Genomic DNA, 15,319 nt, shown 5'->3' with positions numbered 1-15,319 from the left:
CTTTACTGGTAACAGTGCGGCTCGACATTAGGTTGCAGTGACACTGCTCATTGCCTAACACAATAAGCAGCAAACACGCATAAATGTTAATGGCCTTGATGAATACGTTGGTATAACGAATCTTTTAAAACTGATCGTTTATGTTTTAGCTGATGCATCGCATCGTCGTTAATCGGCGCACCAGCAAGCTCTAATGTGCGGATTTCTTGATCAAGCGCGTGATACTGGTTTGCATCAGCCGCAAATTGACTGTCACTGGCACTTAGCTCGTTAATTTTTTTAACAAATGTTGGAAACTCGAGCACTAAACAATGGTTTTCACCTAACATAACAACCTCTTTATCCTAAATTGACTTGGGCAATAATTGATTCAATTGCCGCCACTAACTGTTGATTTTTAACCGGATTTAATGCATCGGCATGGGGCGCAGTAAATTGTCTCTGGTCATTATCAAAATAACGCCCTGATGCATGTGCAAATTCATCAGACAGTGCCGCACGACATAAAATATCCGCGCCAATATTTAAATCAGCACCAGCCATGCCGTAGGCTTCTTTAACTAATTTACTGCCCAAAAATGACGCAGGGTTAACGGCAATAAAAGCCGGTCCACTATGTTGTAATGTTGTTGCTAAATGCACTGACCACATAGTGATAGCCAGTTTGCTTTGCGCATAAACCGCGCCATCAGCTGGTCCTGCATTTGCGCTGGCTAAGGCGGCTAAATTAACGCTAGCTTGCGCTGCAGAAGACAAGTTAACCACTCGGCCAGTATTGCCTAGTAATGGCATTAATCGCTGCGTTAATAAGTAAGGCGCAATGGCATTGACCACAAAACGCACATCTAAATTATCAACACTGGTAATTTGCCCCACTTTGTATACACCGGCGTTATTGATAATCACATCAAGCGTATTGTGCTGAGCACTTATGGCATCAGCCAATGCTGCCGTTTCATGTAGGCTCGATAAATCAGCGCGGTAGCTTTGTATGTCGCCGGCACCTGGTATGGCGTTTAGCTCGGCCTCAACCTGACTCAGTTTTTGGGCATTACGCCCGTGAATAAGGACGTGATGCCCTTCTGCAACCAACATTTTGGCTGTGGCTAAGCCAATACCGTCGGTGGCACCTGTGACTAAAATAATTTTTTTCATAGTGGTATCGTCTCGTTTCATTGAGAGGGTGAGCAACGCCGACAAACTGCATCAGCGTTGATCATGGCACGCGATAAAGGTTAGTTGATTTCTTGCACTTTCATCACGAGCTCATTCCAATGACGCTGATTGTCGATGTCGTGCTCCAGCCCTTGCTCATCGGCAATGGTAAAACGTTTAATGGCAGGCGTTTTGCTGGTTGCTTGATACAACCAATAGGCTTCGGCTTTTAATGCTTCTTCAATAGGCTTGTCGATAGATTCGTATACCGCTTGTTTACAGGCATTAATTGATTCAGCAGGAAATTGAGCAATGCGCTGCGCTAAGGCATCAACATAAGGACCAATTTCGTCTGGGTCTAATGCTTTATTAATGGTGCCGTACGCTTCAGCTTCATCGGCTGTAAAGTCACGTGCACTTAAAATAATTTCTAATGCACGGCCTAACCCAGTTTGACGTGCCATACGTGATGCTCCGCCACCACAAGGTAAAATGCCCATGCCTACTTCCATTTGCATAAACTTATATTTACCGCGAGCAGCAAAACGCATGTCACACGCTAAAGCAAACTCATGCCCGCCGCCACGCGCAAAACCTTCTAATTTAGCAATGGTCGCCTGTGGTAACTTACTAATTCGTTCTAGCACAACCTGTAAATCAAGTAGCTTTACATCTTCACGAGACACAGCTTCTGTTGACATGTCTTTTAAAAGATTAGTGTCGTAGTGCGCAACCCAAATCTCAGGGTTGGCAGATTGAAACACTACCACTTTAACGTCGCGATCACGTTCAAGTCACATGGCTAAGCCATTTAAATCCGCTAGCATCTCTTGGCCTTGTACATTAACAGTCCCAAAATCAAATGTAACCGTTAAAATAGCGCCCTCTTGGCTTGCTTTAAATGTTGTATAACCTTGATATTTCATTGGATTGTTCCTTGTTATTTATTCGTTATTACTTCTTGGCGATGAGCAAATGTGTACATTTCGTTAATCAGATTAACAAGGACTCTTTCATTTGATAATTGTCGTTACAGCATAAATAGTTTTAACTAATTATTAATAATACATGGTATTAAATGTTCTTAAGCTAATTTCTTATTAATAATCCCAACTTAATTTGGCTATTTTTCATTCAAAACAATACCGATTATTAATAAAAACTTAAAACACATTGTTGTGCAAAGGCCATTATCATTAACACTCAAGCGCCTATACTAGCCTCACACAAACACAACGAGGTTTTACACAATGAAAGCTATGATTATTCGCGAATTTGGTGCTGCAGATGTTTTCGAGTCGGCAGACATTCTTAAGCCAACAGTAAGCGCCGGTAATGTTTTGGTTCGCCTAGCAGCAACCAGTGTTAATACCATTGACATGATGATCCGTGAAATGGGCGAAGCATTGCCTTTCTCGCCTAAAGCCCCTGCAGTATTAGGCATGGACTTTGCGGGTACCATTGAAGCGGTCGGTGAAGGTGTGACTGGTTTTAGCGTTGGCGATGAAATTTATGGCTGTGCAGGCGGTTTAGGTGATTTACCAGGCACACTTGCTCAGTACATGTTAGCTGACGCTAAGCTTATTGCCCACAAGCCTAAAAACCTCTCTATGCGTGAAGCCGCAGCATTACCATTGGTGGGGATTACCGCATACGAGGGCTTAACTCGCGCAGGCATTACTGAAGGTAAAAGCGTACTTGTGCATGGTGGCGCCGGTGGTGTGGGCCACGTTGCGGTACAACTTGCAAAACATTTTGGTGCTGAAGTTTTTGCAACCGGTGCAGATGGGTCTCAAGCAGCGTTAATTGAACAGTTAGGCGCAAAAGCCATTAACTTTAAAACAGAAACGGTTGCCGATTACGTTACCAAACACACTGACGGTGCTGGCTTTGACATTATTTTAGATACTGTTGGCGGTGCAAACCTCACCAATTCTATTGAAGCCGCTAAACTAAACGGTCAAATCGCCACAACCTTATCGTTCATTGAATTAGATTTATCAATGGTACACATGAAAGGCTTATCATTGCATGTGGTCTTTATGTTAATCCCAATGATGCACAACATAGGCCGTGAAGTACATGGCAACATTTTAGCTGAACTGGCTAAGATTGTTGAAGCTGGCGCATTAGTGCCTGTTGTTGATGAACAGCGCTTTAGCCTAGAGCAAGTGACTGCCGCACATCAACATTTAGCTAGCGGCAAGGTCATTGGTAAAGTGGTTATTGATATTAACTAAACCACTTTAGGGCTCACATTGCTTATGTGAGCCCTGACTTTACAACATATTTCCTTTTTCAGCCGAGATTAAGCCATGTGTACGATGGCGTAACCCGCTAATTTATCCCTCATATTTGCACGGAAAAGTATATGCTTGCGGTATCTTCGCCTCTTCGTAGCCTTATCAATAAAACACTGCCTGTATGCATTGGTTTGTTTGCCATCATGTCGGTGCAATTAGTTGATTCCGTTTTTATCGGTTTATTAGGCGTTAACCAACTTGCCGTGCACGGCATGACATTACCCTTTCAAACATTGTTAATTGGTATTCAGGTGGGTATTGGCGTAGGCGCAACAGCAATTATGTCTCAGGCAATTGGCGCTCAAACCCTGTACAAAGCCCGCGCGATTGCCACGTTATCGGTTAACGGTGGCATCATATTGATGTCATTGGTTTGTTTACTTTTATGGCAACTCGACACGCAGATATTGCGAGTATTTATCCACCCCAATGCCGATAACCCGCATTATGTTCTGTTAGTTAATTTATTTATCACTTACTGGCCATATTGGTTATTTAGCGCCTTAAGCGTGGCGGTACTTTACCTACTCACCAGTGTTTACCGAGCCCATGGCGACACCAAAACCACTGGTTTGATGTTTGTCACAGCCAGCATTATCAACCTAATATTCGATCCTTTGCTGATTTTCTATTTTGATATGGGCATCAAAGGGGCCGCCATTGCCTCAACCCTGGGTTATGGTATTGCCACCATCTATGTACTGTTTGATCTCAAACCAAGACGGTGGTTTATTAGATTATCGCGACATGTCGGCACCCTTAACTATTGTTTAGAACTGATAAAAATGACCTCAGCGACCATTACCAACCAATTTTTACCCGCTGCTAGCGCATTTTTAGCCATGATGTTCATTGCAAAACTGGGCACAGATGCTATTGCGTTTTGGAGCTTATTGGCGCGTATTGAAAGTTTTTTACTGGTATTTACTTTAGCGCTAACCATGTCGATGCCACCTATGATTGGCCAGTATTTTGGTGCGCAGCAATATCATGCCATCGACACATTATTAAGCGCTGCGGCAAAACTGTTGCTTGGTTTTACCGCCATAAGTGCAGTGTTATTTGCCTTGAGCACAGATTTAATATTGACACTTATTCCCCTAGAGCCGCCATTAAATAATTGGTTAACCGCCGCACTGTGGATAATGCCCATCAGTTACGGGCCATTGGGAGTATGCATGGTGGTGGTATCGGTATTAAATGCGTTAGGCACCCCAAAAACAGCATTAATGGTGTCATTTGCAAGACTGTTTGTTTTGTATATTCCTGCCATTGCGATTGGCACTGCAACAGGTGATATGTTTTACACCCTCATTGGCGCCACAATCGCGAATATGTTGGCAGGCACCTTTGCATGGTTTAAGCTTAAAAATTACCTAAAAAGCACCCTAGATCATGCGCAGCCTTGTGTTGCAAACGCCTAATATGCCATGACGTTATCTTAATACAGGCTAATAAGATGAATTTTGAACACCTAAAACTGTTTGTCCGAGTCGCGTCAACCCACAACATCAGCCAAGCAGGAGAAGAATTAGGCTTGTCGCCTCCGGTTGCCAGCATGCACATCAATCGCTTAGAAGAAAGCCTAGGGGTGCGCCTAATTCACCGTACCACGCGCAAGGTCTCATTAACCGAAGAAGGCATGGCTTTTTTACCCCATGCAGAAGAAATCATTCAAAGCGTTGTGGTTGCCCGAGCGGCAGTCGGTAGTGGCGATGCCCAGCCTCAGGGGACATTAAGGATCACGGCACCGGCGTCTTTTGGCCGTATGCATTTAATGCCGGCGTTTAAGGCATTTGTCGCCCAATATCCTGCGCTGTATATCGATATTCGCTTAACCGATTCTATTGTCGACCTCGTTGAAGGTGGCTTTGATGTGGCTATTCGTAACGCACAATTACAAGATTCAAGCTTAATTGCCAAAAAGTTGGCCGTTGATAAACGCATAATGTGTGCCTCAGCTGAATATGTTGCCCAATATGGCAAACCCGAAACCCCGCAAGATTTACATCATCATCAATGTATTAATCAAGCAGGGCTTGAAAACTGGGTATTTAGCACACCTGATGGCCCCTTAAGCATGAAAATAAAAGGCTCAATTCGTATTGACCACGGAGAAGCAGTGCGCGATGCCTGTGCCAATGGAATGGGCATTGCAAAATGTGCCACATGGATAGCTTACGAGCATTTAAAACGTGGTGAAATGGTGCAAGTGCTTGAGGATTACCCATTAATTGACGAAGCTGCCATTTGGGCGGTTTACCCAAGCTCGCGGTTGTTAGCCCCCAAAGTGAGAGCATTTATCGATTACTTTTCCAATTATTATGGCAACCCGCCCTATTGGGATAAATAATACTGATAAAAAAAGACCCTAAATAGGGTCTTTTTTGTACAGAATGCTAATGATTAGAAACGTTGTTTAAACGATGCATATAAGTAACGACCTGGAATACGGTACGCAGGATCATAACTGTTAGCAAACGCAGAGTAAGCAATCGGAGGCTCTTTATCAAACAAGTTACGTATGCCGACTGATACAGTGCTGTCCCATGACGTATTCCAACCTGCTTGCGCATCAAAATACACTGTTGGAGACAATTTGTTTTCAGGTGCAGAGACTTCAGTTGCTACCACCTCGGTTGTACCAGGTGTAAATGCATAGCTCATAGCCATATTGTCAGGGTTACTACATAAATCACGTAGTTCAGGTTGACCCACACCGGTTGCGACTGTAATCACGTTAGAACAATTCTCAATCTGCTTAGATAAGAACTGAGCGGTAACAGATGCAAAATACTCATCATTACTCCAGCCAACGGTTAGATTAGATTTCAATCTAAACTCGCTACCACCGCCTGACGCACCAGGGGTAAGTTTGCCTACGCTGTTACCGCCAGAAATATTACCGTCCACGTTTACATCACCACGATCAGGCTGACCTATGTCACCGGCATAATCAACGTAAGTTGAGTCCCAGTTAACCTGCCAATCGCCCACTGATGTGGTGAAATTATACGTCACATTTAAGTCATATCCTTGGGTTTCATAACCACCAACAAAGTTTTGTGACAATGCCAATAAGTTAGAAATCTCACCAGGGTTACTGTTTAATGCGCCGGTCATATCACGGGTAATCAAACTACAGTATTGAGAGATCCCTTGAATATAACAACGGTTAGCAATTGTTTGAGCGGTATTGGTACCAATCAAGTTTTCAATTTGTACATTAAACCAGTCTAGTGTTAACCCCAATCCTTCGATTTGGCTTGGGTTGTATACAACACCAACAATTTTTGATGTTGATGTTTCTGGTTGTAAATCTGGATTACCACCAATTTTTGAACGGAACTGTGGATCTTTTTGTTCAAACGATGTGCTCACACCCGCTGCTAAACAATTAGCACGTGTTTGTGCTGAACTGGTATAAGCAACCGATTTAATATCACATGGATCTGTCGCCGCAGGGCGAGCATCGTTTTGGCCACTGTATAGTTCTGTTAACGATGGCGCGCGGAAACCATCACTAATACTTGCACGGAACATCACGTCATCAACTGGCGCGTAAGTTAACTTAAAACTTGGGTTGGTTGTATTACCAAAGTTTGAATAGTCAGACACGCGCACAGCGGCATTGAACTCAACTTTTTTAACATAAGGTAAATCAGCGAGTAATGGAATGACTGTTTCAGCAAATGCTTCAGATACCGAGAAACTACCTTCTGTCGGTTGTGAAGCGTTATCACCTAATACCTGGCCAGCAACGGTTAATGGATCAGGCGAGTCGTAACCCGCATGGCGTTGATATTCAACACCTGCAACAAACGCTAACATCCCTGCTGGTAATTCAACAACATCACCCCCAATACTAGCGCCGTAGTTATGTAATGTTTGCGATGCTAAATTACGTGGCGATACTGAAATGTAATCTAACATTTCTTGAGTAACGCCATCTGGTCCACCAAAAATGTTTAATGGTACACATGTTGCGTTGCCGTCACAGGTTGCTACGCCATTGGTAATACTAGACGCACCTAAGGCTGCTTTTACCTTGTTAGAATCAAAGAAACCATTTTTTAAGAACACCGAATTTGTTTCAGAGAAAGCCGCAAATGCGTCCCAATAGAATGAGCGTTTTGCTAATTCAAAATCACCTTCAAGACTACCACTGACGCGCCAGGTATCAACGTCGGCAGCAAATGAACGTGGAGCCACGATAGGACGGAACGAACCACCTGTGATGTCTTGATTAAATGGGTTATAAACCGAATCTTTAGAGATTGCTAATCCGCCCATTGGTTGAGCCGCTAATTGCGCTTCAGAAGTTCTTTGTGAATACATCACATCTGATTTAGCGGTAATCGAATCATTTAGTTGATGGGCTACTTGTAAGTATAAACTCGTCGTTTCAGAAGGTTGCTGAATGTAGTTTACTGGCGCAAAGTTATAACCGTCAGTTAAGCGATCATATAACTTAAAGTCACCAACACTTGTACACTCTTGATTAGCAACACAACCTGTTTTCGATTGATCTAATGTGTACGAACCTTTTACACCGTCTACCGTTGCAGTGTATTGACCGTATGGGGTTGTTGGACTTGCACGACCACCAGAGCCAGAAATGTTAGCGGGTAAGTTGTAAATAGGAACAGATGAAATATCGCGATCACCACCTAAAATTGATTCTTGCTTAGTATAAGCAACGTTCATTAATAGTGAGGTTTTCTCTCCTGCACTGCCAAAAGTGATCGACGCGGTTTCTTGCTCGCCATCACCTTGCTCATATCCACCCATTGAGCCTGAAAATTCAGCGCCTTCAAAATCATTACGTGTAATAACGTTTACAACACCACAAATTGCATCTGTACCATAAATAGTTGAAGCACCATCTTTAAGTACTTCAATGCGCTCTACTGCGGCTAAAGGAATCGTTGAAACGTCAACGTTGCCACCAAGTTGAGGGATCCAACGACGGCCATTGATTAACACTAATGTTCTGGCAGAACCACAGTTACGTAAGCTAACAGTAGCTGAACCGCCAGTATTACCATTGTTAGTTTGTAAACCCAGAGACGCACCATTGGTGGCTATTTCTTTTAATAAATTAGATAAACTGCTTAAACCTGAACGGTCAATATCATCACGGCTGATATTTAATAGTGGTTGCGCCGTTTCTAAATCGGTACGTTTAATACGAGAACCCGTTACCGCAATACGCTCCACTTTGTTGGCACCTTCTTCTGTATCTGCAGCAAAAACTATGCCTGAAGACACAACCGAGACACCCAGTAATGCTGCATTAATCGCTAGCACCATTTGTGTTTTTTTCATCTAATCACTGCTCCCTAAAAGCCGTTTCTATTTTAATTGTTTTTGTTCCAATCGGTAATGATTGGTTAGTGCAGAGCATCTGTTAATGACATGTAACAAACAACAATTGACAAGTGATTTGTTGGTGATTTGTTAGTGATTGTGATGTGATATTAGGTGACTTTTGTTATAAATTTAGTATTATCGCGCAAACTGATGTTGTTAAGTGGTAATAAAAAAAAGCGAGCACAAGGCTCGCTTAAAAAATCCAGGTACAACAATAAAGATGGAACAGTTCGATTATTTTGTTTATCTATTGTTGATGTAACAAGATTAACAAACTTTTCGAGTGATGAAATGAGCAAAAAGTGATTTATTGCTGATATTGTTCTATTTCTCAACGGATTGATATTAAAAAATAGCAACGGATTGGATATGCTACTCACACATAAAAACTATAAAATAAGTGCATTAACATTAGATTTTGCAACACAGACCTTAGCATTAAACACTGAACAAATTGTTCAACTAAAGCCCCAATCATTCCAGCTTCTGTACTATTTTTGTACAAACCAACACAGAATTGTAAACAGAGAAGAGTTAATCACCCATGTTTGGCAAAATAGAATTGTCAGTGACAATGCCATTAATCGTGCGGTATCTCAACTACGCGCAGTCATTGCACAATTAGATCCCGAAAAGGAATATATCCAAACTTTACCTCGGGCTGGTTATCGCTTATCTGTAGCCGTGATAGCTTTAGACACCATAAATGCAATACCTCAAACAGATACAACCAGCATAGCGCCGACACTCAATAGCCTTACTACTGCGTCATCTCTTGAGGTTAATCAAGCTGTAAAAGACCCTGTTAGTAATCCAGTTAATTTACAAACAAAAAATCCTATAAACGATGAAAAACCAACATCGATAACAGCCCATAAATATCAATCAAGAGCATTACAACTTTCACTATTGCTGTTGTCTGTCATCACGTTTGGATTATTAATGTTTCAATCGTCGCCTTTATTGTCAAAGGCAGAACCACGATTAAAAAATGTTGAAAGTGAAACAGTCACCTATGACCCAGGCGCTGAGTTTGATGCAAGCTCAACACGAGATTGGTTAGTGTATATCAATAAAAAAGAGACTGTATTTAATGTTGTTGCACGGCACTTAGACAGTGATAAGCAGCGTAATATTTACCATACATCCGATACAATAAGGCATCCCAAATTATCTCCTAACGTTGACTTAATGAGTGTTTTTTTACGTAAAAATGAAGCATTAGGGCTGCGTAAATGCCAATTAAATATCTACCGACTACAGACTACTGAACAACTTAAACAATACGCTTGCGGCATCGCAAATGTGGTGAATCAACGTTGGAAAACAAATACAAAAATACAAATTGTCACAGCCACTGAAGGGCAAGGCTTAACAACCTTTGAGCTCGATTTACACAAACAACACCCTTCACCAACGATGAGCGTTGCTTTTACAGATGAGCGATTACGTTTTATTAGCGTGCAGTTTTCCCCTAATGGACAACAAATTGCGTTATTAAGTCGCAACACCCTTAATAATCAAACTCACTTACACTTTTTAGATGCATCAACCTTAGTCACTCAACACACAATAGTTATGCCGGGTATCAATATTTCTGCAGTGCAGTACCTCGACAACGGCGATTTGATGTGGCTATCTGCTGGTAAATTATTTATCACCGACAACGCGGGGAATAAACATACAGAACTCATGTCTGATTTAACCAATATTACTCAGTTAACCAGTATTAACAGTGGTAATGTATTTGTTAGCCATGGATTAACTCGGGAAAATTTAGTTAATCTCAATTCTGAAGGTAAAGAGACACTCATTGCTCCGTCATCAAAAGATGAATACATGCCCACTTATTCTCATCATTCAGAGCAGTTTGTGTTTTTTAGTAACCGAACTGGTCGTGACGAAATATGGCTCAACCATGCTAGTGGCGATGTAAAAAGAATTCCATTACCAAAACAAGATTTGCAAATTAAGCCATTACAATGGTCGCCAGACGACTCAAAACTAGCCATCGCCACCTTAAATGCAATTTGGGTTTATTCTTTTGCAAATGATAATGTGCAAACAATTAATATTAATCAGGTTCATCAAATACGCTGGTTGAATAACCATGAACTAGCCATTTTAAGTCACACTAACACTGACGAACTAGTGATTATTGACGTAATGAGTGGCGCTCAAAGCAGCATAAATCTGCCATTAGCGGCCACCAGTTTTGATGTCGTAGATGATTTAGTCTATTTTACCCAAAACAACAGCCAAGACTTTGCTCGTTATAACTTACGTACTCAACAGCTAGATTTTTTAGGCGTCGAAGCCAATACTAATATCGGGATGTGGCAAGTTAAACAGGGGGCACTGTATTACGTTCCAATAAGCCAAGAGAAGTTGCATATTGAGAAACTGGACCTGCTAACTGGTGACTCACACGCTATTTATTATTTTAAAATTGCAGACGCGCCTGTTTTTAGTGTTTCCTCTAGGGCACACATTTTACTGCAGCGCCAAGTTCATGATGAAACTGACATCAGTAAAATTAATATTCACTAGGGCCTGCTAATGTTTTAAGGTTATTGTTGCATTAATTTTTGGCCATGACCTAAACATAAGCAACAAGACAGTAAGGGCCAGCAAAAATCAACAAGCCCTAATCTGATTAAAGCGCCCGAACGTATCGGGCGTTTTTTGTTTTGAACCTTTTACTATTGTGGGTTAAATCAGTCATGACTGAGTAAATGATGACTGAGTAAAAGTTTACAGGAACTTAAATAACACGCATGGCTAGATGAATAGTGGTTATCCTTTGCAGTCATGCAACCCGTTACAAGTCCTTTAACGCTTGCCATAAAAGATACGGATTGGCTGTTACACCATGGGCTTGGCCTCAACGATATATCGGTATTCGGCATTACCACTAAGCTGATCAAATGGATAGCAGGTAATTAAGGTGAGTTGGCTGTTTTCGGTTTGATCGAGCACCTCGGTTGCCGTTTCATGCACCACTTGCGTGGCAGTGATTTGATATACCTGTAACTCTCCTGTAGCACTGTATAGCTCAATCATGTCGCCAACATTAACGTATTGCAAGCGCATAAAATGGCTGTCGCGGTGTCCTGCAATAATCGTATTCCCCTGCTCGCCGACACCTGCACCAGCTAACATCAAGCTCGGCCCAAAGGCTAAATTACGACCCGATGCGCCAGCCAATACATATAAATCGGGGCCTAATGCTTGTGTGCCTTGGGCATTGTGTTGCAACAAACGCATTTTGGCGACCGGGTGCGTATCGGCCCACGACCAAGGCTTGTGAGGCTGATTATCCACCAGCGTTTGTTCAAAAGCGCGCTCAATTAAAAACTGAGCAAAATGGGCTTTAGCTTGCATATATCCTCCTTGAACAATGAGCCCAAGGCCCAGCAATATTATCAGTGCCATAATCCATAAATGGGTTGTGGTATTAGATGGCTTCATTACTTCGCTCCTTAGGCATTGGTTTCAAGCACCAATACTTGCCCAGGTAAACGTTGGCGTAACCATAAATAGTGCAAGATACCCAAGCCCAGTAAGCTAAATCCAATCAATAACCACAAGCGACTTGACGTTGCGGTTTGTGGTAACACTTGTGCCTGATTGCCCACCTGCAAGCCATGGGGTAAATGCGATTGCACTTTGGCATCAATGGTGGTGTCGCTCATTGGGTTTACGGGAGTCACATCAACGGCAACTAAACTGGTTTGGCTGGTGACCAAATGGTATTGCATGCCTAATGCTTCAACTTGTTTATTGACTCTTGGACCACTCGCCGCATTTTTATATAGCTCCAGTGCAGTAATTTGCGCATTTGCCCACAATAAATCGATGCCTCTAGCGGGTTGGTTATCAGTAAAATCAAGTTGTTGCTGCCAATACTGACCATTAATATTGCCAGACACTATGATAGGTTGTAACAGCTGGCTAGGCGATTTAATGCTGACCCATAACGGCTCGTTTTGGTATAAATCACTAATGGTTGATGGCCAGTAATCAGGCACACTGCCATCGAGATAGTACAAGCCAATATTGGTCAGTACAGGTTGCTCTATTTTAGTCAGCAACTGCGTTATCTTTTGTTTCACCTCTGTTTGTTTACCGATATAGGTAAAAGTGCCACGGCCCATGGTCGCGGCTCGGCGCATAAAGTCTGAATTAGGCGCAGAGCCAATCCCTACCGTAAATAATCTGCTATCGCCTAGTTGATCGCTAATTAATTGATACAATTGTTGCTCATTGCCTACCGCGCCATCGGTCATAAATATCACCTGGCGTAACATAGACTCACCACGCACATTAACTGCATCTGGTTGAAGGGTATCAACCAAAGCGGCGGTGATCGCTGGCGCCATTTCGGTGCCACCATTTGCCTCAAGTGAGGCAATATAACGATTCGCTAAGCCCAGGTTACGACTGGTGGCAGTTAATGGCACTGGCGATAACATGCTTGTATGTTGGTTAAATTCAATAATATTAAACGTGTCGATATCACGAAGCCCGGCAATGGCAAATTGCAATGCTTGCTTGGCTTGCACAATCGATTGGCCAGACATAGAGCCTGAGGTATCAATCACTAAAATCAACTCACGGCCAATTAAATGCTGCTCGCTCACTTCAACACTAGGCGGCATTAACATCACTAATGAGTACACGCTTTGATCAACCGCGTTGGTGGCGATATTGTCATCTGAATGACCCGCTACACTATGGGTTTTACCGGTTTGATAAAAGGTCGCCGCTTGTGGCAATGCGCCTACATCTGCCTGCCATTGCAATACAAAGTCGCGGTCGGCGATTTGCTTACCGTCAAAGCTTACGGTGTACCGCTGGCCATTCACACTTTGCTTAATGGGGTGATATAAACTGTCAAGTGAATTGAGAGCAAAGCCCGCATCGATATTCACTTTCATGCTGACCTTAATCCCTTGAGCACTGCTGATTTCACTCAGTTGATTGGGGATAATAGTCGGATCGATATACGCCACCTCCAACGCTTGTTTATCTTTGTCACTGCTTTGCTCAGGGTGATAACGCGGAGTAATAGCCATGGGAAAGCGCAGACTAAACAGGCCATCATTAAACTCAACCGTTTGCTGGTAACTTAACTCCACCACTAATTTATCATGTGGGCCTAAGTTGGCCACTTCAGAGGTAAAAATATTGCGGCGCTGCTGTTGTAATAAACTGGCTTGCTTACCCTGTTTTTTCGCCGTTTCAAACGTCTGCTCTGCTTGCTTTTTAGGTTGAATTTGCCCTGCAATTATCTTGTCACCAATACGCAGTTGCATACTATCTACCGCGGCATTTTCAGGTAACGGAAACACATAACGACCATTAAGCCACTGGTCTGAATCATTAATAAACACTTGCTTAACCGTGACACGATTAAGTAAGCCAGACACATCCATACTCACTTGCGTGTCCATCGCTAACGCTTGTATTACTTGATCTTTAGCAAAGTAAACCAACGTACCTTGAGTAATGTCATCGTCTGTTGCACCCGACGGTGACGCTTGTACTGTCGCGGTGAAAATTACCAACAACAGGCTTATAACCCATTTGTAATAACCTAATTGCATCACTAAACCTGACTCTCGACCTAACCAATACATAACAGCTCCTTACCCCATTACCCGCAGCCCCTAGACATTGGGTAATAGAGTCAATTTAAAAAATATAATAATTACAATAAATTAGTTTGATGCTAGCGCTGCACCAGGAGTCATTAATGTCAGCGTCACCCTACGATCGAAAAAGTCATTCTCATGGTTTTGCTCAGTATGCAGGGGCGATGAGGCACCGTAAGCTCTACCTTGTAGACGCTGGCTGTCTATCCCCTGCAAGACAAGGTATTTGATCACCTCAGCCAAGCGTTGCTCCGACAACGCCTGGTTATATTGGTCATCCCCACGGCGGTCAGCATAACCGGTTAAATCTATTGTCAATTCTGGCGATAAGGTCATCATGTACGCCACATTGTCTAATTGCTGCTTAAATAAAGGCTCTATTTGGCTTGAACCAGTTTTAAATTGCACATTCATGCCTATGGTGAGTTCATTAAGCGTTTGTTGTTGATTGGCATTGAGTTCAGCAAGGTTCGTTTGTAACTCATAATACTTCTCAGACACCTGCACTAACTCTTGTTGTTGCAGATCCATGGCAATGAGTTGCTGCTGGGTTTCAACCAATGCGTGCTCTTGCTTTACTAACTGTTGATTTTTATTAGCAATCTCAGCTTCATCGCCTACAGATTTCCCTATCATAGTGCCTGTAAAGGCGCCAATGATTGCGCCAACAGGACCAGCAATAACGGCACCAAGTAATATCCCCGAGCTTAAACCAACCAACTCTTCAGTATGTTCACGTTCATGTTGTGGCTCAACGGCAGTTGCCCATGCGGTGTGTGGTAATAAGATTGCGCTAATAACAGTGGCGGCGATAAGTTGCTTTTTCATAAT

Annotated in this window: 10 protein-coding genes and 1 pseudogene; 4 read left to right on the top strand and 7 right to left on the bottom strand. The window is 42.6% G+C overall.

Annotated features, from left to right (window positions below; translation table 11 throughout):
* Nucleotides 1-86: 86 nt before the first annotated feature.
* The 3 genes and pseudogenes from L2703_RS10520 to L2703_RS10510 all read right to left on the bottom strand — a co-directional run bounded on the left by L2703_RS10520 (nt 87) and on the right by L2703_RS10510 (nt 2,081).
* Complete coding sequence (locus L2703_RS10520; protein WP_248971047.1) at nt 87-329, bottom strand: HP1242/YdcH family protein; 243 nt, start codon at nt 327-329, stop codon at nt 87-89.
* A gap of 10 nt (nt 330-339) precedes the next feature.
* Nucleotides 340-1,155, bottom strand: a complete 816-nt coding sequence (locus tag L2703_RS10515; RefSeq protein WP_248971046.1) for an SDR family NAD(P)-dependent oxidoreductase — start codon at nt 1,153-1,155, stop codon at nt 340-342.
* Nucleotides 1,156-1,235: 80 nt separating this feature from the next.
* A pseudogene (locus L2703_RS10510) lies at nt 1,236-2,081 on the bottom strand (enoyl-CoA hydratase/isomerase family protein).
* Between the two features lie 324 nt (nt 2,082-2,405).
* Between L2703_RS10510 and L2703_RS10505 the strand changes: the two are divergent.
* The 3 genes from L2703_RS10505 to L2703_RS10495 all read left to right on the top strand — a co-directional run bounded on the left by L2703_RS10505 (nt 2,406) and on the right by L2703_RS10495 (nt 5,811).
* The gene (locus tag L2703_RS10505; protein ID WP_248971044.1) at nt 2,406-3,395 is read left to right on the top strand and encodes a zinc-dependent alcohol dehydrogenase family protein; all 990 of its coding nucleotides are present in this window, start codon (nt 2,406-2,408) and stop codon (nt 3,393-3,395) included.
* Between the two features lie 131 nt (nt 3,396-3,526).
* The gene (locus L2703_RS10500) at nt 3,527-4,882 is read left to right on the top strand and encodes an MATE family efflux transporter (protein WP_248971043.1); all 1,356 of its coding nucleotides are present in this window, start codon (nt 3,527-3,529) and stop codon (nt 4,880-4,882) included.
* Nucleotides 4,883-4,917: 35 nt separating this feature from the next.
* Entirely contained in the window at nt 4,918-5,811 is an 894-nt protein-coding gene (locus tag L2703_RS10495) for a LysR family transcriptional regulator (protein ID WP_238104333.1), read from the top strand.
* Between the two features lie 53 nt (nt 5,812-5,864).
* Here L2703_RS10495 and L2703_RS10490 read toward each other — a convergent pair whose 3' ends face one another.
* A complete protein-coding gene (locus tag L2703_RS10490; RefSeq protein WP_248971042.1) occupies nt 5,865-8,786 on the bottom strand; it encodes a TonB-dependent receptor plug domain-containing protein in 2,922 nt (973 codons plus the stop codon).
* Nucleotides 8,787-9,200: 414 nt separating this feature from the next.
* On the opposite strand from L2703_RS10490, the gene L2703_RS10485 reads away from it, so the two are divergent.
* Nucleotides 9,201-11,381, top strand: a complete 2,181-nt coding sequence (locus L2703_RS10485; protein ID WP_248971041.1) for a winged helix-turn-helix domain-containing protein — start codon at nt 9,201-9,203, stop codon at nt 11,379-11,381.
* Nucleotides 11,382-11,696: 315 nt separating this feature from the next.
* Here the strand turns inward: L2703_RS10485 and L2703_RS10480 are convergent, their stop codons facing one another.
* From L2703_RS10480 to pdsO, 3 genes are all read right to left on the bottom strand, one after another.
* On the bottom strand, nt 11,697-12,302 hold the full coding sequence (locus L2703_RS10480) for a class GN sortase (protein ID WP_248971040.1): 606 nt from the start codon (nt 12,300-12,302) through the stop codon (nt 11,697-11,699).
* 11 nt (nt 12,303-12,313) lie between these two features.
* Nucleotides 12,314-14,473: a marine proteobacterial sortase target protein gene (locus L2703_RS10475; protein ID WP_248971039.1), complete on the bottom strand. Its 2,160-nt coding sequence runs from the start codon at nt 14,471-14,473 to the stop codon at nt 12,314-12,316.
* 81 nt (nt 14,474-14,554) lie between these two features.
* A complete protein-coding gene (gene pdsO, locus L2703_RS10470; RefSeq protein ID WP_248971038.1) occupies nt 14,555-15,316 on the bottom strand; it encodes a sortase-associated OmpA-like protein PdsO in 762 nt (253 codons plus the stop codon).
* Between the last annotated feature and the right edge of the window lie 3 nt (nt 15,317-15,319).

Origin of the sequence: Shewanella basaltis, from assembly GCF_023283885.1 — a bacterium.
Taxonomy (GTDB): domain Bacteria; phylum Pseudomonadota; class Gammaproteobacteria; order Enterobacterales; family Shewanellaceae; genus Shewanella; species Shewanella basaltis.
This window is presented reverse-complemented; position numbering and strand designations above follow the sequence as displayed.

What these genes read in the sequence shown, in the direction of transcription:
- L2703_RS10520 (WP_248971047.1), bottom strand. Translation starts at nt 329, where the DNA reads ATGTTAGGTGAAAACCATTGTTTAGTGCTCGAGTTTCCAACATTTGTT.
- L2703_RS10515 (WP_248971046.1), bottom strand. Translation starts at nt 1,155, where the DNA reads ATGAAAAAAATTATTTTAGTCACAGGTGCCACCGACGGTATTGGCTTA.
- L2703_RS10505 (WP_248971044.1), top strand. Translation starts at nt 2,406, where the DNA reads ATGAAAGCTATGATTATTCGCGAATTTGGTGCTGCAGATGTTTTCGAG.
- L2703_RS10500 (WP_248971043.1), top strand. Translation starts at nt 3,527, where the DNA reads ATGCTTGCGGTATCTTCGCCTCTTCGTAGCCTTATCAATAAAACACTG.
- L2703_RS10495 (WP_238104333.1), top strand. Translation starts at nt 4,918, where the DNA reads ATGAATTTTGAACACCTAAAACTGTTTGTCCGAGTCGCGTCAACCCAC.
- L2703_RS10490 (WP_248971042.1), bottom strand. Translation starts at nt 8,786, where the DNA reads ATGAAAAAAACACAAATGGTGCTAGCGATTAATGCAGCATTACTGGGT.
- L2703_RS10485 (WP_248971041.1), top strand. Translation starts at nt 9,201, where the DNA reads ATGCTACTCACACATAAAAACTATAAAATAAGTGCATTAACATTAGAT.
- L2703_RS10480 (WP_248971040.1), bottom strand. Translation starts at nt 12,302, where the DNA reads ATGAAGCCATCTAATACCACAACCCATTTATGGATTATGGCACTGATA.
- L2703_RS10475 (WP_248971039.1), bottom strand. Translation starts at nt 14,473, where the DNA reads ATGTATTGGTTAGGTCGAGAGTCAGGTTTAGTGATGCAATTAGGTTAT.
- pdsO (WP_248971038.1), bottom strand. Translation starts at nt 15,316, where the DNA reads ATGAAAAAGCAACTTATCGCCGCCACTGTTATTAGCGCAATCTTATTA.